This is a genomic window from Salinarimonas chemoclinalis (assembly GCF_041514305.1).
GTDB lineage: Bacteria > Pseudomonadota > Alphaproteobacteria > Rhizobiales > Beijerinckiaceae > Salinarimonas > Salinarimonas chemoclinalis.
On sequence record NZ_JBGMWH010000004.1, the window covers coordinates 1 to 17516 of the forward strand.

Annotated in this window: 13 protein-coding genes and 1 tRNA gene; 6 read left to right on the forward strand and 8 right to left on the reverse strand. The window is 74.1% G+C overall.

Annotated elements, in window-relative coordinates; all coding sequences use genetic code 11:
* Positions 1–9: 9 nt before the first annotated feature.
* Positions 10–86: transfer RNA gene (locus AB9M23_RS09145), tRNA-Met, on the reverse strand.
* A gap of 287 nt (positions 87–373) precedes the next feature.
* Between AB9M23_RS09145 and AB9M23_RS09150 the strand changes: the two genes are divergently transcribed.
* On the forward strand, positions 374–2098 hold the full coding sequence (locus tag AB9M23_RS09150) for a methyl-accepting chemotaxis protein (RefSeq protein WP_372424225.1): 1725 nt from the start codon (positions 374–376) through the stop codon (positions 2096–2098).
* A 9-nt stretch (positions 2099–2107) separates the two neighbouring features.
* Here AB9M23_RS09150 and AB9M23_RS09155 read toward each other — a convergent pair whose 3' ends face one another.
* Positions 2108–2746: a class I SAM-dependent methyltransferase gene (locus AB9M23_RS09155; protein ID WP_372424226.1), complete on the reverse strand. Its 639-nt coding sequence runs from the start codon at positions 2744–2746 to the stop codon at positions 2108–2110.
* A 33-nt stretch (positions 2747–2779) separates the two neighbouring features.
* Complete coding sequence (gene mnmA, locus AB9M23_RS09160) at positions 2780–3982, reverse strand: tRNA 2-thiouridine(34) synthase MnmA (protein ID WP_372424227.1); 1203 nt, start codon at positions 3980–3982, stop codon at positions 2780–2782.
* 355 nt (positions 3983–4337) lie between these two features.
* On the opposite strand from mnmA, the gene AB9M23_RS09165 reads away from it, so the two are divergent.
* The 4 genes from AB9M23_RS09165 to AB9M23_RS09180 all read left to right on the forward strand — a co-directional run bounded on the left by AB9M23_RS09165 (position 4338) and on the right by AB9M23_RS09180 (position 8041).
* Positions 4338–6083 (forward strand): flagellar hook-length control protein FliK, encoded by a 1746-nt coding sequence (locus AB9M23_RS09165; RefSeq protein WP_372424228.1) that lies wholly within the window; start codon positions 4338–4340, stop codon positions 6081–6083.
* A 12-nt stretch (positions 6084–6095) separates the two neighbouring features.
* Positions 6096–6770: a flagellar hook assembly protein FlgD gene (locus tag AB9M23_RS09170; RefSeq protein ID WP_372424229.1), complete on the forward strand. Its 675-nt coding sequence runs from the start codon at positions 6096–6098 to the stop codon at positions 6768–6770.
* 116 nt (positions 6771–6886) lie between these two features.
* Positions 6887–7162, forward strand: a complete 276-nt coding sequence (gene sciP / locus AB9M23_RS09175; protein WP_029030908.1) for a CtrA inhibitor SciP — start codon at positions 6887–6889, stop codon at positions 7160–7162.
* A gap of 198 nt (positions 7163–7360) precedes the next feature.
* Complete coding sequence (locus AB9M23_RS09180; RefSeq protein WP_372424230.1) at positions 7361–8041, forward strand: L,D-transpeptidase; 681 nt, start codon at positions 7361–7363, stop codon at positions 8039–8041.
* A gap of 83 nt (positions 8042–8124) precedes the next feature.
* Here AB9M23_RS09180 and AB9M23_RS09185 read toward each other — a convergent pair whose 3' ends face one another.
* Positions 8125–8604, reverse strand: coding sequence for a fasciclin domain-containing protein (locus AB9M23_RS09185; RefSeq protein WP_372424231.1), 480 nt, complete (start codon positions 8602–8604; stop codon positions 8125–8127).
* 205 nt (positions 8605–8809) lie between these two features.
* On the opposite strand from AB9M23_RS09185, the gene AB9M23_RS09190 reads away from it, so the two are divergent.
* Positions 8810–9580 (forward strand): dienelactone hydrolase family protein, encoded by a 771-nt coding sequence (locus tag AB9M23_RS09190; protein ID WP_372424232.1) that lies wholly within the window; start codon positions 8810–8812, stop codon positions 9578–9580.
* 23 nt (positions 9581–9603) lie between these two features.
* Here the strand turns inward: AB9M23_RS09190 and AB9M23_RS09195 are convergent, their stop codons facing one another.
* From AB9M23_RS09195 to AB9M23_RS09210, 4 genes are all read right to left on the reverse strand, one after another.
* Positions 9604–10698, reverse strand: a complete 1095-nt coding sequence (locus tag AB9M23_RS09195; RefSeq protein ID WP_372424233.1) for a 2'-deoxycytidine 5'-triphosphate deaminase — start codon at positions 10696–10698, stop codon at positions 9604–9606.
* Between the two features lie 69 nt (positions 10699–10767).
* Complete coding sequence (locus tag AB9M23_RS09200) at positions 10768–11658, reverse strand: transglutaminase family protein (RefSeq protein ID WP_372424234.1); 891 nt, start codon at positions 11656–11658, stop codon at positions 10768–10770.
* Positions 11655–14198 (reverse strand): circularly permuted type 2 ATP-grasp protein, encoded by a 2544-nt coding sequence (locus tag AB9M23_RS09205; protein WP_372424235.1) that lies wholly within the window; start codon positions 14196–14198, stop codon positions 11655–11657. The genes AB9M23_RS09200 and AB9M23_RS09205 overlap by 4 nt, the downstream gene beginning before the upstream one ends.
* Positions 14195–17479, reverse strand: a complete 3285-nt coding sequence (locus AB9M23_RS09210; RefSeq protein WP_372424236.1) for a transglutaminase family protein — start codon at positions 17477–17479, stop codon at positions 14195–14197. The genes AB9M23_RS09205 and AB9M23_RS09210 overlap by 4 nt, the downstream gene beginning before the upstream one ends.
* Between the last annotated feature and the right edge of the window lie 37 nt (positions 17480–17516).

Here is a 17516-nt window from a genome sequence, read left to right on the forward strand (position 1 = left end):
TCGGGGAGATGGTAGCGGAGGAGGGACTCGAACCCCCGACACGAGGATTATGATTCCTCTGCTCTAACCAGCTGAGCTACTCCGCCCCCGGCCGGCGGCGCGCGGGGCGCCGCGTCGGTTGGCGGGGTATACGGAGGGCGCCGGGGGCTGTCAAGACGGTCCGCGGGGCGCCGGCGGGCCTACGCGAGGAGGCCCGTGCGGGCGCGGCGCGGGGCGTCGTCACCCGCCCGCGACGACCTCGTCGACACCTCGCCGCGTAACGGTTGCGGACTCCTGCTGACGGATGCGAAAACCCGTGCCCGACCGGCGAATACTCAGGCTTCCTTAACGAGCGCGGCTCCATGGCGATGGGGAGAACCGGAGCCAAGCATCCATGTCGTCCACGACCACGAAGTCTTCCCCGAGCACGAAAACCCGGTCCGGCCCCGTCGTCGGCGTCGCCGGCCGCTTCTACGCCCTCGTCGCCGTCGCCTTCCTCGCGCTCGCGGGGCTCGCGCTGATCGGCTCGGCGACGCTCTCCGAGCACCTGCGCGAGCGCAAGGAAGAGTCGCTGCGCAATCTCGTCGAGAGCGCGCGCACCATCGTCGCCGACTTCCACGCCAGGGCGGAGCGCGGCGAGCTGACCGAGCCGGAGGCGCAGGCCCGCGCCGCCGACGCCCTGCGGGCGATCCGCTACGCCGGCAACGAGTACTTCTTCATCCACCGCTACGACGCCATCACCGTCATGCATCCGCTCAATCCGGCGATGGAGGGCACCGACACGTCGGGCCTCAAGGACCCGCAGGGGCGCTCGATCATCCTCGAGCTGGCGACGCTCGCCCGCGCCGGCGGCGGCTTCTTCGCCTACGACTGGAAGAACCCCGGCGAGGAGCTGCTGCGTCCCAAGCTCGCCTACGTCGAGGGGCACCAGCCCTGGCAGTGGATCATCGGCACCGGCGTCTACATCGACGACATCGAGGCGATGACGGCGCAGGCGCGCAACGGCTTCCTCGGCGCCGCCGCGATCGCGACGCTGCTGCTCGCCGGCATCGGCTTCGCGCTCGGCCGCAGCGTGGCGCGGCCCGTCGCGCGGCTCTCGGCGCGGATGATCCGCCTCGCCGAGGGCGACCTCGACGCGCCGATCCCCGACACCGCGCGGCGCGACGAGATCGGCGCCATGGCCCGCACCGTCGGCGTCTTCGCCGACGCGCTGCGCGGCCAGCGCGCCACCGAGGAGGAGGCCGCCCGCGAGGCCTCCGCCAAGGAGCGGCGCGCACAGGCGCTCGAGCGGCTGATGCGCGGCTTCGAGGAGACCATCGCCGGGCTCACCCGCGGGCTCGGCGAGGCGGCGGCGCGCATGCAGGCCACCGCCCAGGGCATGACTACGACGGCCGACGCCGGCAACAGCCGCTCGACCTCGCTCGCCGCGGCCGCCGCGCAGACCTCGGCCAACGTCCAGGCGGTCGCCACCGCCACCGAGCAGATGAGCGCGTCGGTCCAGGAGATCGGCCGGCAGGTGACGAAGTCCGCCGAGATCTCGAGCAACGCCGTCGCCGACGTCGAGCGCACCGACCACGTGGCGCGCTCGCTCGCCACCTCGGCGCAGAAGATCGAGGAGATCGTCTCGCTCATCAACGGCATCGCCGGGCAGACGAACCTGCTCGCGCTCAACGCCACGATCGAGGCGGCGCGCGCCGGAGAGGCCGGCAAGGGCTTCGCCGTCGTCGCCGCGGAGGTGAAGGGTCTCGCCGAGCAGACCGGCAAGGCCACCGAGGAGATCGCCGCCCACGTGAGGCAGATCCAGGGCGTCGCCGACGAGATGGTCGCGGCCATCGCCGGTATCGGCGGAACGGTCGCGGAGATGAGCCGGATCGCCACCGGCATCGCCGCCGCCATGGAGCAGCAGGGCGTCGCCACGAGCGAGATCGCCCGCAACGTCCAGGAGGCCGCCCGCGGCACCGACGAGGTCTCGGGCTCCGTCGTCGAGCTCAAGGACGGCGCCTCGGCCACCCGCAAGGCGGCCGACGACGTCCTCTCCGCCGCCCGCGCGCTGAGCGAGCAGGCGAACGGCCTCTCGCAGGAGGTCGGCGGCTTCCTGAAGCAGGTGAAGGCGGCGTGAGCCGCGACCTCAGGCGGCGGGCTTCCTCACGCGCATCAGCTTGAAGAAGCCCGCCGGGAACAGCGGCGCGACCTCCTCCACCGCGAGGCCGCGCCGCTCCGCCCAGGCCGCGATGCGGCTGATCTTGAAGGCGGACGACCAGCCGACCTTGGCCATCAGCGGCGCCACCGCGTCCTCCACCGCCGCGATCGGACCCGTGTCGCGCCCGAGCTTCGAGGCGACGACGATTTCGCCGCCGGGCTTGAGCACGCGCGCGCATTCGTCGAGCGCCCCCTCCGGGTCCGGCACCAGGGTGATGACGAAGGGCACGGCGACCGCGTCGAAGGACGCGTCCGCGAAACCGAGCCGGCAGGCGTCCATGGCCGCGACGAGCTTCACCTGCGGCAGGCCGGCGAGCACCTTCTCGCGCGCCTTCGCCAGCATGTGGATCGACAGATCGACGCCGTACACCCGCGCGGTTCGCGGGTAGTAGGGCAGGACGAGCCCGGTCCCCACCCCGATCTCGAGGATGTCCGGTCCGCAGGCCGCCGCCGCCTTCGCGGTCTTGCGATGCGCGTCCGAGAGGAACTTGTGGTAGACGCGATCGTAGATGGGGGCCCAGCGCTCGTAGACGCGGCGCTGGCCTTCGAGGTCGTACTGGACGGCCATTCTCGGTCCTCTCGGGGTAGGGTCGGGCGTCCGTCAGGCCGAGGCGGTGCTCTCGGCGAGGCTCGGCGCGCGGCGCGGCTCTCCCGCTCCCGCGTCGAGCCGCCTGGCGATGACGCCGCCGCCGAGCACGCGGGCGCGCGGGTCGTCGCTCTCGTAGAGCACGCAGGCCTGGCCGGGTGAGACGCCGTCCTCCGGCGAGGCGAGCGAGACCTCGATCTCCGGTCCCGCCTCGCCGGCGACGCGGCGCAGCAGCGCCGGCCGCGGCGCGCGGGTCGAGCGCACGCGGGCCGCGACCTCCAGCCCGGCGTCGAGCCGCTCGATCGGGCCGTCGCCGATCCAGTTCACGTCGCGCAGGCGGATGGAGCGCGTCGCGAGCGCCTCGCGCGGGCCGACGACGACCCGCGCGGCCTCGGCATCGAGCGCGACCACGTAGAGCGGCTCGCCCACCGAGAGACCGAGGCCGCGCCGCTGGCCCACCGTGTAGTGGATGATGCCCTCGTGACGGCCGAGCACCCGCCCGTCGAGATGCACGATCTCGCCCGGCGCGGCCGCGTGCGGCTTGAGCCGGGTGATCACGTCGGAATAGCGGCCCTGCGGCACGAAGCAGATGTCCTGGCTGTCCGCCTTGTCCGCCACCGCGAGGCCGAGCGTGCGGGCGAGCGCGCGGGTCTCGCCCTTGTCGGCGAGTTCGCCGAGCGGGAAGCGCAGGAGGTCGAGCTGCGCGGGGGTCGTGGCGTAGAGGAAATAGGATTGGTCGCGGTCCGGGTCCGCCGCGCGGAACAGGCCGCGCCCACCGCCGGCGAGCGGGCGGCTCGCGACGTAGTGGCCGGTGGCGAGCACGTCCGCGCCCAGCTCGCGGGCGGTCTCGAGCAGGTCGCGGAACTTGATCGAGCGGTTGCACTCGACGCAGGGGATCGGCGTCTCGCCCGAGAGATAGCTGTCGGCGAAGCGCTCGATCACCGCCTCGCGGAAGCGGCTCTCGTAGTCGAGCACGTAGTGCGGGATGCCGATCGTCTCCGCGACGCGGCGGGCGTCGTGGATGTCCCGTCCCGCGCAGCAGGCGCCGGCGCGGTGGACCGCCGCACCGTGGTCGTAGAGCTGGAGCGTGACGCCGACGACGTCGTAGCCCTCCCGCTTCAGGAGCGCGGCGACGACGGAGGAATCGACGCCGCCCGACATGGCGACGACGACGCGCGTCGCCGACGGTGCCTTGGCGATGTCGAGGCTGTTCGTCATGCCGCTCCGGCTCCTCCTCGGTCCGCGCTCTCGGTTCGCGCTCTCTCGTCCGCGCTCGCGCGCGGGTGTGCCGGCTGGCGACGCACGCCCCTTCTATAGCGATGCGGGGCCGCTCTTTCCAGCGCGGGGCGGCAGTTTCTGCCGCGCGGCCCGGCGGAAGCTGCCGGGCGGCGGGCGTCCGCCGAGCGGAACCACGCGCCGGCGGCGGAGCCCGATGCCTTGCGCGGCAAGGCTTCTGGGCGGGATGCGCGGGACGGGCGGGAGGATCCCCGGGCTGGCCCGGCTCTTGCGGCGTCGCCTCCGGAGCCCGGTGCGCGACAGCGCCCCGGGCCCGCGTCACCGGTACGAGGACACGATGCGTCTCGACCCCCTAGCCGCCGATCCCACCCGGCGTCCCGATCCCCGGCCGCAGGCGCGGCCACGCGAGGACGCGCCCGCGTTCCGCGTCGATGCGGACGATCCGCCGGGGCGCCCGGAGCGGCGCGCCGACACGCGGCTCGAGCCGCGGGCCGAGCCGCACCGGCCCGACGACGCGGGCCGCGCCCGCGAAGCGGAGCCGCGCGCGCGCGACGACGTCGACAGCGGCGGGCCGGATCGCACGCGGCGATCCCGGGACGCGCGAGACATCGAGAGGCGCGACGAGGCGAGCCGAGACGCCGAGCGGCGCGACGACGTCGGCGCCGTCCGCGAGCGTCCGGACGCGCACGCGCCGAACGATCGTCCGCGGATCGAGGAGGCTCGCGCCGAGACCGTGGGGGACGACCGCACGGCCGGATCGCTCTCCGCGCCGCCGGAGACGGACGCGCCCGCGGCACCCTCGCCCGCGGAGGCGGCGCCGAAGCCGGCGGCGGCCGGCACGCCGGACGACGCGGCCGCGCCGATCGACGGGCACGCCGGCGCGGACGCGCCGGCGTCCGGCGCCGAAACCGCGGGTCATGCCGCAGTCGCGCTCGCCGCGGCTCCGGCGCCGGCTCCCGGCGGATCGCACGGCGGTCCACCGACGACGCCGCCCGGCGCGGCGATCGCCGCCGCGGCACGGGCGGGTGCGGCCCCCGGCTCGGCTGCTATCCCGGGCGCCTCCGGCGCCACGGCCCGCGGCCGCGGCGCCGCGGCATCGGGAGCATCGGCGACGGAGGCCGGAGCGCCGGCCGCCGGGGCCCGAGGCGAAGGCACGCCGGCATCGACGCCGGCCGCCGCGTCGCCGACGGCGGGCCCTCTGGCCGAGGCGCTCGCCCGGGCCGCTGTACCCGACGCGGCCGTCCCCGCCCCGACGGTCGAGCCGTCGAGCCTTCCCGCGGCCGCGGTCGGCGGAGACGCGAGCGCCGCCCTCGACGGCCAGGCGAAGGCGGCGGCCGGCCAGCAGGGTGTCCTCCAGCCGACGGGCGCGGGCGGGGCACAGCCCGGCGCCACGCCGCAGGCGGAGGCGTCCGCGAGCCAATCGCAGACACAAGCCCAGGCCCAGGCGCAGGCCCAGGCGCAGGGCCAGGCGCAGGGCCAGACTCAATCCCAGCCCCAGTCGCAGCCGCAGCCGGGCACCACGCCCCTGCCGCAGCCGCAGATCCAGGTCCCGCCGCCCACGCCGGCTCCCGCGCCCGCCACGGCGACGCCACCCGGAGCGCCGCAGCCGCCGGTCCTGGCGAACGTGCCGCTCGGCGCGGTGCCGATCGAGATCGGGCTCAGGAGCCTGGGCAACCTCAACCGCTTCATGATCCGGCTCGACCCCGTCGAGCTCGGCCGCATCGACGTCTCGCTCGAGATCGAGGAAGGCGAGGTGACCGCCCGCCTCCAGGTCGAGAGGCCCGAGACGCTCGCGCTGCTCCAGCGCGACGCGAAGGCGCTGGAGCGCGCCTTCGAGCAGGCGGGCCTCAAGACGAACGAGAGCTCGGTGCAGATGTCGCTGAAGCAGGACGACGGCAGGAGCGACGGCCAGGCCTTCGGCCGCGGCGAGACCGCCTTCGCCGATCGCGAGGGTCGCGACGGCCGCGGGCGGCGCGGCGACGGCGAGCGCGGCGGCGGCCCGCCGGAGCCGCGCGCGCTCGAGGCGCTCGCGCCGCGCCGGCTGCTCGCCGGCGGGCTCGTCGGCGTCGACGTACGGATCTGAGGAGGACGGGCGATGGCGAGCGGCGTGACGAGTGCGGCCTCACAGGCCGCGGCGCAGGGCGGGATGAGCGAGGCCGGCCGCGACCGGCGGGCGATCGCGCAGAACTTCGACCAGTTCCTGACGCTGCTGACCACGCAGCTCCAGGCCCAGAGCCCGCTCGATCCGCTGGACACGAACCAGTTCACCCAGCAGCTCGTCCAGTTCGCCTCGGTCGAGCAGCAGATCAAGACGAACGAGATGCTGGGCTCGCTCCTCACCTCGACGCGCGCCGCCAACGTCTCGACGGCGTCGAGCTTCATCGGCAAGCGCATCGAGGCGATGGGCCGCGAGGCCCAGCTCGAGAACGGGCAGGCGACCTGGAGCCTCACGCTGCCGCGGGCGGCCTCCAGGGCGGCGGTCGAGATCCTCGACGCCACGGGGCGGGTCGTCGCGACGCGGCAGCAGGCGCTCCAGGCCGGCAAGCAGAGCTTCGTCTGGGACGGGCGCACCGACACCGGCGCCGTGGCGCCGCCGGGAAGCTACGCGATCCGCGTCCAGGGGCTGGATGCCGCCGGCCAGCCGGTCGAGGTCTCGACGACGTTCTCGGGCAACGTGACGGGTCTCGACCTCACCGGCGCCGAACCGGTCCTGATCGCCGGAAACGTGCGCGTGCCGCTCTCGCAGGTGACGGGAGTCTCGCAAACGTGATCGCGCCGGCAGCGCGAGTCCTCGGTGTCGAAACCGAGGTTTTCATTTCAGCCTTTCTTAAGCGCCGGGCCGTAACGTCGCACCCGACATTGGTCAGTCGAGTGTGTGAGAGTACCATGACCGAACCGCTTCGCTCGAGGGCGAAATACGTCATCGGGCCCGACGGCAGCCCGCTGACGATCGCGGACTTGCCGCCGACGAACACCCGTCGCTGGGTGATCCGTCGCAAGGCCGAGGTGGTCGCCGCGGTCCGCGGCGGGCTGCTGAGCCTCGAGGAAGCCTGCCAGCGCTACACGCTGACGACGGAGGAATTCCTCTCCTGGCAGCACTCGATCGACCAGCACGGCCTCGCCGGCTTGCGCACCACGCGCATCCAGCAATACCGCAACTGACCCGCGCGCACGCGCGCGGCTTTTATGCGAAGGGCGTCGCTCCCCGGCGGGGGCGACGCCCTTCGCATGTGCGAGCACGACCCGCGCGGGCGCCTCACGAACGCCTCAAACTCTCGTGAAGGCGTCGACGCATCGCCGACGAGCCTGTACGGGACGTGCAGGGGCCGAAGGACGAAGAGGAAAGGAAGGTCGATCATCATGATCGCGGACATCACCAGGCGCGGCTTCATCATCGGCGGCACGCTCGCGCTCGGCGGCTGCGTGCAGGCCGCGCGTGCGCCGGTCGAGCCGCTCGCCCCCGCCATTCCGCCGGACGTGCAGGCGATGTACGCCGCGCTGCCGAACGAGGAGCACCCGCTCCCGGCGATCGACCCGGGCGTGGTCGATCCGCGCTTCTGGCGCCAGGTCGTGCGCGACCCGACCGGCGAGCCCGCGGGCACGATCACGGTGGACACGAACCAGCGCTTCCTGCACCTTTCGCTGGGTGGCGGGCAGGCGATGCGCTACGGCATCGGCGTGGGCAAGGAGGGACTCGCCTTCGCGGGAACCGCCACGGTCGCGCGCAAGGCCGCCTGGCCGCGCTGGACGCCGACCGCGAACATGATCCGCCGCGAGCCGGAGCGCTACGGCCCCGTTGCCGGCGGCCTGCCGGGCGGGGTCGAGAACCCGCTCGGAGCGCGGGCGCTCTATCTCTACCAGGGCGGTCGCGACACGCTCTACCGCATCCACGGCACGAACGAGCCCTGGTCCATCGGCACGGCGATCTCGTCGGGCTGCATCCGGCTGTTCAACCAGGACATCATCGACCTGCACCGTCGCGTGCCCACCGGCACGCGGGTCGTCGTGCTGGCGCATGCGCCCGGCGAGGTGCTGGGCTGAGGCCGCACGCGAAGAGGCCGCCCGCACGGGGTGCGGACGGCCCGTCGCTACGAGAGGCCCGGAGGCGACCTCCGGGACCGGCCTCACTCGGGGATGAGCACCGTGTCGATGATGTGGATGACGCCGTTCGAGGCCTCCACGTCGGCGGTGACGACGGTGGCGGTGTTGACCATCACCGAGGAGCCGGTCGCGTCGATCATCAGGGTCGAGCCCTGCACGGTCTCCGGCGAGACCTGCTGGCCGGCGAGGTCGGAGGACATCACGCGCCCGGGAACGACGTGGTAGGTCAGCACGGCCACGAGCTGATCGCGATTCTCCGGCAGGAGCAGGTTCTCGACCGTGCCCTCCGGCAGCGCTGCGAAGGCGGCGTCCGTCGGCGCGAAGACCGTGAACGGCCCCTCGCCCTTGAGCGTCTCGACGAGCCCGGCGGCCTCGACCGCGGCGACGAGCGTCGTGAAATCGTCGGCGGCGACCGCGGTATCGACGATGTCCTGGGCCTTGGAGACGGAAACCGTCATCAGGACTGCAGCGGCGGCGATCGTCATCGTCTTGAGGAAACGCATGGCTAGCCTCTCTTTTGCTGGCTATCGGGGGAGCGCGCGCCAGAGATAGTCTTGCAGCGCGTCGCACACATCGAAATAGGACTGCAATTGTGCTTTCCAGTGGCGCGGTGATCACGGTTGCGTGATCGCCGTTCACGACTTTCCTCGCGGCCACCGCGCCCTAACTCCGGTGCATCGGTATCCCCACCATCGAGAGGAAGCCCCCATGCACAGCACCCTCGAAGCCATCGCCGCGGGCGCTGCCGCCCTCGTCCTCGCGGGGGGCGCCGCGCAGGCGCAGATCCGCACCGAGGCCGTCGTCTACGAGATCGACGGCGTCGCCTACGAGGGCTTCCTCGCCGTCAACGAGGGCTTCGACGAGGACCGCCCGCTCGTCCTCGTCATCCACGACTGGGACGGGCTCGGCGCCTACGAGGAGCGCCGCGCCACCATGCTCGCCGAGCGCGGCTACGCGGCCTTCGCGGTCGACCTCTACGGCCGGGGCGTGCGCCCGACGACGACCGAGGAGAGCCGCGCGGAATCCGGCAAGCTCTACGCCGACCGCGCGGCGATGCGCGCGCGCCTCGCGGCGGCGCTGGAGACGGCCGGCATGCAGGACGGCGTCGACCCGGAGGCGGCGGCGGTGATCGGCTACTGCTTCGGCGGCGCGGCCGTGCTGGAGTTCGCCCGCGCGGGCGCCGATCTCGATGCGTTCGTGAGCTTCCACGGCGGCCTGCAGGCGCCCGAGGGCGCGACCTGGGACGCGATGCGGGGCGACCTCCTGGTGCTCCACGGCTCCGCCGACCCGGTCTCGGGCATGGAGGACGTCGCGGCGCTCGCCGCCACGCTGAACGAGGCCGAGATCGACTACCGCATGGAGATCTACGGCGGCGCGCGCCATTCCTTCACGGTGTGGGGCAGCGGCGACTACGAGCCGGAGGCGGACCTCCAGTCCTGGGACGCGATGCTGAGGTTCCTCGACGAGCGCCTGCGCTGACCCGCGCGCCCGGGGCGCGCGGCTCAGGCGAAGTGCTTCGACAGCTTGAGCCCCTGCGCCTGGTAGTTCGAGCCCGCGCCCGCCCCGTAGAGCACCGCCGGGCGGGCGGCCATGCGCTCGTAGACGAGGCGGCCGACCGTCTGGCCGTCCTCCAAGATGAAGGGCACGTCGCGCGAGCGGACCTCGAGCACCGCGCGCGCGCCGGCCCCGTCGGCGCCGGCGTGGCCGAAGCCCGGATCGAAGAAGCCGGCGTAGTGGACGCGGAACTCGCCCACCAGCGGATCGAACGGCACCATCTCGGCGGCGTAGTCCGGCGGCACGTGCACCGCCTCCTTCGAAGCCAGGATGTAGAACTGGCCCGGGTCGAGGATCAGCTCCCCCCCGCCGTCGGCGTGGAGCGGTTCCCAGAAGTCGGCCGTTCGATGCGCACCCACCGCGTCGACGTCGACGAGGGCGGTGTGGCGGCGGGCGCGGTAGCCGACGAGCCGCCCCTCGCCGAAGCCGGAGAGATCGACCGAGACCGCGATGCCGTTCTGGAAGGAGGGCGTCGCGGAGGTCACCAGCGTCTGGCTGGCGTGGAGCGCGGCGAGCTCGTCGTCCGAGAGCCGCACCTCGCCCCGGCGCAGGCGCAGCTGCGAGAGCCGCGTGCCCTCGCGCACCAGGACGGGGAAGGTGCGCGGCGAGATCTCGGCGTAGAGCGGGCCGCGATAGCCGGCGTCCACCACGTCGAACTCCTGAGCCTGGTCGGCGATCACGCGGGTGAACACGTCGATGCGCCCCGTCGAGCTCTTCGGGTTGGCGGAGGCGGAGAGGTCGGCGGGGAGCGCGAGGCGCTCCTGGATCTCGGCGATGTAGACGCAGCCCGTCTCCAGCACGACGGGCCGCGACAGGTCGAGCTCGTGGAGCGCGATGCCGTCGAGCCGCGCACGCACGCTGCGGCGCGGCCCCGGCAGGAAGCTCGCGCGCACCCGCCAGGCGCGGGCGCCGAGCCGCAGGTCGAGGCTCGCCGGCTGGACCTGGTCGGCCAGGAAGGGCCGTTCACTCGCGATGGCGCCCTCACGGGCGAGCGCCCGAATCGTCTCGGCGGGCTGGATGCCGTCTGTCGTCAGCGTCGTCATCGTGTCCTTCCCCTCGCCCGACACAAGCACCAGGGCCGCGGAGAACGCAAGGGAGCGAACGGCGCGGGATCAGGCCCCGCGCTCCTCTTCCTCCGGAACCACGTCGACGCTGACCGCCAGGCTCTGCCCGCCGGAGGAGATCACGACGCCGTCGACGGGGGAGACGTCGGCGTAGTCGCGCCCGACGGCGAGGACGATGTGATCGGGGCCGACGAGGGCGGCGTTGGTGGGGTCGAAGCCGATCCAGCCGAGATCCGGCCCGCACCAGGCCTCGACCCAGGCGTGGGTGGCGTCCGCCCCGACGAGCCGCGGCCGGCCCTCGGGGGGAATGGTGCGCAGGTAGCCGGAGACGTAGCGCGCCGGCAGGCCGAGCCCGCGCAGCCCGGCGATCATCACGTGGGCGAAGTCCTGGCACACGCCCCTGCGGGCGCGGAAGGCCTCGCGGGCGGGGGTGGCGACGTCGGTCTCGCCGGGCGCGTAGGCGAACTCGGCGTGAATGCGCCGCATGAGATCGCGCGTGCCGGCGAAGACGCCCGTGCCCTCCGGCAGCGAGGCGCTCGCCCACGCCGCGATCTCCGGCGCCGCCGGCACGGCCTGGCTGGGGAAGAGCGCGTGGACCGGCGCGTCCGGCGCGCGGCTCGTGCCCGTCGCGGCGGCGGCGCGCACGTCCTCGAAGGCGGGGTCTTCCGCGGGCACGGCCGGCGGCGTGCGCGTGATCCGCACCCGCGCGCGGGCCTCGATGCGCAGTTCGCGGTGGGGCGTGTCGATCTCGGCGTGATGCAGGCGCGCCCCGAAGAAGCAGGTCTCCTCGCGCAGCCGCGCATCGGGCGTCACACGCACGTCGCCGAACAGCCGCGCCTGCCCGGCGTCGTCGCGCGGCGTGAGCCGCAGCACGCAGCGCGCGGAGGCGACCGTGGCCTCGTATGAATAGGTCGTGACGTGGCGGATGCGGTAGATCACGCGAGGCCGCTCAGCTTCTCGGGCCGCTCCGCCGCGGCGCCGTGAGGGAAGTAGCGCGCGCCGATCGCGTCCGCGAGATCGGCGAGGTCCGCCTCGAAGGCGGCGAGCGCCGGCGCGTCGATCGTGGCGGCGTCGGCGATGGCGAGGCCGCGTGCCAGCGTCGCGGCGAGACGCTCGGGCGGCTCGGGCAGGCCGTCCTCGCGCAAGGCGGGGAGCGCGCGCACGTGCTCGAGGATGCGCTCGGCCTGGAAGGCGAGCGAGCGCGGGCTGTTCGGGTCGATCAGCGCGAGGTCGCGCACCGGCGCGGGCGCCGGCCCGAACAGGTAGCGCGTGCGGTAGGTGATCTGGCAGTCGACGATGTCGAGGAGCGCGTCGAGGTCGCCGCTCGTGGCGCCCGCGCCCGCGAGCGCGCCGGTGACCCGGCAGGCGGCGAGCCCGCGCTCGATGCGCCGGCCCATGTCGAGGAGCCGCCAGCCGTCCGAGCGCGTCATGTTCTCGTGCACGAGCCCGGCGATGGCGGCGAACCGTTCGAGCAGCGCCTGCGCCCGGTCGAGCGTGTCGGCCGGCGAGGCGATCTCGTCCTCGCCCGCGGGCGCCCCGGGGGACAGCTCCGAGACGAGCCGCCAGGCCTGCGGCGCGAGCCGGTCGCGCAGGTGCGACGCCGCCCGCCGGGCGGAGGCGATCGCGGCCGCGACGGAGCCGGGCGCCGCTGCGTCGTCGAGGGCCGTGCGGGCGATGTCGCGCGCAGGGAGCGCCGCGACGAGCGAGACCGCCGCCGCCTCGCGCCCTCCCCCGCCCTCTCCGTCCGCGCTCTCGGCATCCTCCTCGTCATCGGGAACCGCGCCGAGCGCGCGGATCAGGCCTTCGAGCCGCGCCACCGTCTCGTCGCCGGGGCCGCCCTCCCCGCCCTCGAGCCGCGCCGCCGCGAGCGCCGCGACGAGCCGCGTCGTCGCCTCCGCCCGCTCGAGATAGCGCCCGAGCCAGAACAGGTTGTCGGCGGCGCGGCTCGGCAGGTGGCCGGAGACGCGGCGGATGCGCTCCTGCGGCACGAGCGAGACCCGCGCCACCGGCGCGTCCGCGAGCACCCAGACGTCGGCGGAGAGCGTGCCCTCGCCCATGCTGACGGCCCGCGCGTCCGGCCGCTCGGCGATGCGCGCGAAGCCGCCGGGCATCACCTGCCAGCCGCTCGGCGTCGCCGCCGCGTAGACGCGCAGCGAGAACGGCCGCGGCTCGAGCGTCCCGTCGCGCCACACCGGCGTCGTCGACAGGCGCACGACCTCCTGGCCGACGACGTCGACACCGCGGGTGCGGATGCGTGCGGCGAGCGCGGCGCGGCCCTGCGCGTCGAGCTCGGCGCCGAGCGTCGAGGGGCCGGGCACGAAGGCGTCGGCGAAGGCGAGCGTCTCGAGCCGCGCGAGCGCCTCCTCCCGCGCCACCGGCTCGCCGCACCACCAAGTGGCGATGTTGGGCAGGAGCGGGTCCTCGCCCAGCAGCCGGCGGCACTGCAGGGCCATGAAGCCCATCAGCGCCGGCTGCTCGACGGCGCCGGCGCCGGGCATGTTCGCCATGGCGACGCCACCCGCGCGCAGCGCCGCGACGAGCCCGGGCACACCGAGCCGCGAGCGCGCGTCGAGGGCGAGCGGGTCGCAGTAGTCGCCGTCGACGCGCCGCCAGAGCACGTCGATTCGCTTCAGGCCCGACACGGTGCGCACGTAGACCGACCCGTCGCGCGCCACGAGATCGTCGCCCTCGACCAGCGGCAGGCCGAGATAGCGCGCGAGCGTCGCCTGCTCGAAATAGGTCTCGGAGTACGGCCCCGGCGTCAGCAGGCCGATGCGGGGATCCTCCCGCGCGCCGAGCGCGGCGAGCCCGTCGCGGAAGGCGGCGAAGAAGGGCGCGAGCCGCTGGACGCGCAGGCGCTCCATCAGCGCGGGGTAGACCCGCGAGAGCACGATGCGGTTCTCGAGCGCGTAGCCGGCCCCCGACGGCGCCTGCGTGCGGTCGTTCAGCACCCACCAGCGACCATCGGGTCCGCGGCCGATGTCGACGGCGTAGAGCGACAGGTGCCGCCCGCCCGGCGGCGCGACGCCGACGAGGGGGCGCAGGTAGTTCGGGCTCCCCACGATCGCGGCCGCCGGCGGCGCGCCGTCGGGCGCCGCGCCGCCGGCGTGTATCTCGGCGAGCAGCGCCTCCATCAGCCGCGCGCGCTGGGCCACGCCCGCGGCGATCGCCTTCCATTCGGCGGCGTCGATGACGATCGGCAGGTGCGCGACAGGCCAGGCCCGGTCCGCGGCCTCGCCGTGGACGCGATAGGAGATGCCGACCTCGCGGATGTGCCGCTCGGCCGAGCCGAAGCCGCGGGCGAGATCGCCGGGGCTCATCGGCCCGAGCGCCCGGGCGAGGCGCGCCCAGGCCGGGCGCGGCGTCCCGTCCGGGCCGATCAGCTCGTCGGCGGCCCCGGGCAACGGCGCGTAGCCTTGCGTCCAATGGCTCAGGCCATGGATCAGCTCGCGCGCCTGGGCCCGGGTGAGCGCCGTCATGCCGGCGGCCTCCGCAGGTCGAGCGTCATCGGGAATTCCGCGGCGGGCTCCTCCGGCGGCGGGTCGATGCGCCCGGGCGTGTGGCCGTGGTCCTGGAAGCGCGCGAGGCGGCGCGCCTCGGCCTCGTAGGAATTGACCGGCATGGTCTCGTAGTTGCGCCCGCCCGGATGGGCGACATGGTAGACGCAGCCGCCGAGCGAGCGGCGGTTCCAGCCGTCGATGACGTCGAAGGTGAGCGGCGCGTGGACGGGAATCGTCGGGTGCAGCCCCGACGGCGGCTGCCAGGCCTTGTAGCGCACGCCCGCCACCGCCTCGCCGCCGCGTCCCGTCGAGGTCATCGGCAGGCGCCGGCCGTTGCAGGCGATGACGTGGCGGCCGGGCACGATCCCTTGCGCGCGCACCTCCAGCCGCTCGACGGACGAGTCGACGTAGCGCACGGTGCCGCCGATCGCCCCCTCCTCGCCCATGACGTGCCAGGGCTCGAGCGCCTGGCGCAGCTCGAGCGCGACGCCGCCGTGCTCGACCCGGCCGTAGAGCGGGAAGCGGAACTCCCACTGCGCCCGGAACCAGCTCTCCTCGAAGCGATAGCCGGCTTCCGACAGGTCGGCGAGCACGCCGCGGAAGTCCTCCCAGACGACGTGCGGGAGCATGAAGCGGTCGTGCAGGCCGGTGCCCCAGCGCACGAGCGAGCCGCCCTGCGGCTCGCGCCAGAGCCAGGCGACGAGGGCGCGCAGCAGGAGCTGCTGCGCGAGCGACATCCGCGCGTCCGGCGGCATCTCGAAGCCGCGGAACTCGACGAGGCCGAGCCGGCCCGTCGGCCCGTCCGGCGAGTAGAGCTTGTCGATGCAGATCTCGGCGCGGTGGGTGTTGCCGGTGACGTCGGTGAGGAGGTTGCGGAACAGCCGGTCGACGAGCCAGGGCGGGATGCTGCCGACGTCGGGGTCCGGCACCTGCGCGAGCGCGATCTCGAGCTCGTAGAGCGCGTCGTCGCGCGCCTCGTCGAGGCGCGGCGCCTGGCTGGTGGGGCCGATGAACAGCCCGGAGAACAGGAACGACAGGGAGGGATGGCGCTGCCAGTAGAGGATCAGGCTCTTGAGCAGGTCCGGCCGGCGCAGGAAGGGCGAATCGGGCGGGCTCGCGCCGCCGAGCACGACGTGGTTGCCGCCGCCGGTACCGGTGTGGCGGCCGTCGACCATGAACTTCTCGGCGGTGAGCCGCGCCTGCCGCGCTTCCTCGTAGACGCCCGACGTGATCGCCACCGCCTCGCGCCAGGAGGCGGCGGGCTGGATGTTGACCTCGATGACGCCGGGATCGGGCGTGACCTTGATCACGTCGATGCGCGGGTCGAAGGGCGGCGTGTAGCCCTCCACGCGCACGGGTAGCCCCGTCTCGCGGGCGGTCGCCTCGACGGCGGCGAGGAGCTCGAGATAATCCTCGACCTGCTCCACCGGCGGCATGAAGACGTGGATGATCCCGTCGCGCACCTCCACCGAGAGCGCGGTGCGCACCGCCTCGCCCACGGCGTTCTGCGCGGCGACGGCCTGGCGCCGCGCCGCCGGATCGCGGTCGGGCCGCGGATAGCGCGGCAGCGCGCCCCGCGGCTCCAGCGGATCGCGTGGGTGGATGTGGGGGTAGTGCTCGGGCGCGATGACGGGCAGGGAGTCGAGCGGCAGGCGCAGGCCCACCGGCGAATCACCCGGGATCAGGAACAGCTTGCCGCGGCGCGTGCGCCAGATCTCGGAGCGCCAGCGCCGCGCGCCGTCCGCCGCGTTCCAGCGCTGGATGGGCAGGACGAAGCCCACCGGCTCGCCGAGGCCGCGCTCGAACACGCGCATCATGCGTGCGCGCTCCTCGGGGTCCTTCAGGGCCGGGTTGGCGGGGTCGACGCCCTCCGGCAGCTCGGCCTCCTTCATCAGCCAGTGCGCGGGGTCCTCCCAGGCCGGCTGGGCGTAGCCGGCGGAGAGGTGCATCCGCTCGGCGAGCCCCTCGACGAAGCGCTTCGCCGCGGCGGGCGGGGCCTTCGTGGCCGCCGCGCCCGGACCCGCGATGAGCGCGGCGTCTCGCCAGATCGGCTCGCCGTCGCGGCGCCAGTAGAGCCCGAAGGCCCAGCGGGGCAACTGCTCGCCGGGATACCACTTGCCCTGCCCGTAATGCAGGAAGCCGCCCGGCCCGAACCGGTCGCGCAGGCGCCGGATCAGGGTGTCCGCGCGATCCTTCTTGGTGGGCCCCACGGCGGCGATGTTCCACTCCGCCCCGTCGGGGTCGTCGATGGAGACGAAGGTCGGCTCGCCGCCCGTCGTGAGGCGCACGTCCTGGGCGACGAGGTCCTCGTCGACCCGGTCTCCCAGCGCCTCGAGCGCCGCCCAGGCCGTCTCGTCGAAGGGCCGCGTGACGCGCGGCGCCTCGAGGATGCGGGTGACGTGCATCTCGAAGCCGAACTCGACGTTCGCCGGGTCGGTCGCGCCGGTGATCGGCGCCGCCGAGCGGTAGTGCGGCGTGGCGCACAGAGGGATGTGGCCCTCGCCGCAGAAGAGGCCGGACGTCGCGTCCATGCCGATCCAGCCGGCGCCGGGCACGTAGACCTCCGCCCAGGCGTGCAGGTCGGTGAAGTCGTGCTCGGTGCCCTTGGGTCCCTCGATCGGGTCGATGTCGGCCTTCAGCTGGATCAGGTAGCCCGACACGAAGCGCGCCGCGAAGCCGAGGCGGCGCAGGATCTGGACGAGCAGCCACGCCGAATCGCGGCAGGAGCCGGAGCCGAGCGTCAACGTCTCCTCCGGCGTCTGCACGCCGGGCTCCATCCGGACGATGTAGCGCACCGCGCTCTGGACGAGGGCGTTGAGCTCGACGAGGAAGGTCACCGTGCTGCGCTTCGTGCGGTCGATGGCGGCGAGGAACGCCTCCATCCGCTCGCCCGGCTCCTCCGGCTGGAGATAGGGCTCGAGCTCCTCGGCCAGATCCGGCGCGTAGGCGAAGGGGAAGTCGTCGGCATAGGGCTCGACGAAGAAGTCGAACGGGTTGACCACCGCCATGTCGGCGGTGAGGTCGACCTCGATCTTCAGCTCGCTCGCGGGTTCGGGGAAGACGAGCCGCGCGAGCCAGTTCCCGTGCGGGTCCTGCTGCCAGTTGATGAAATGATTGGCGGGCTGCACCTTGAGCGCGTAGCTGGGGACGCGCGTGCGGGCATGCGGCGCCGGCCGCAGGCGGATCACCTGCGGGCCGATGCCGATCGGCCGGTCGTACCGATACTGCGTGACGTGGTGCAGGGCGACGAGAATGGACACGGGGCGCGGGCTCTCACGGTCGAGTTGCTCGCCGACC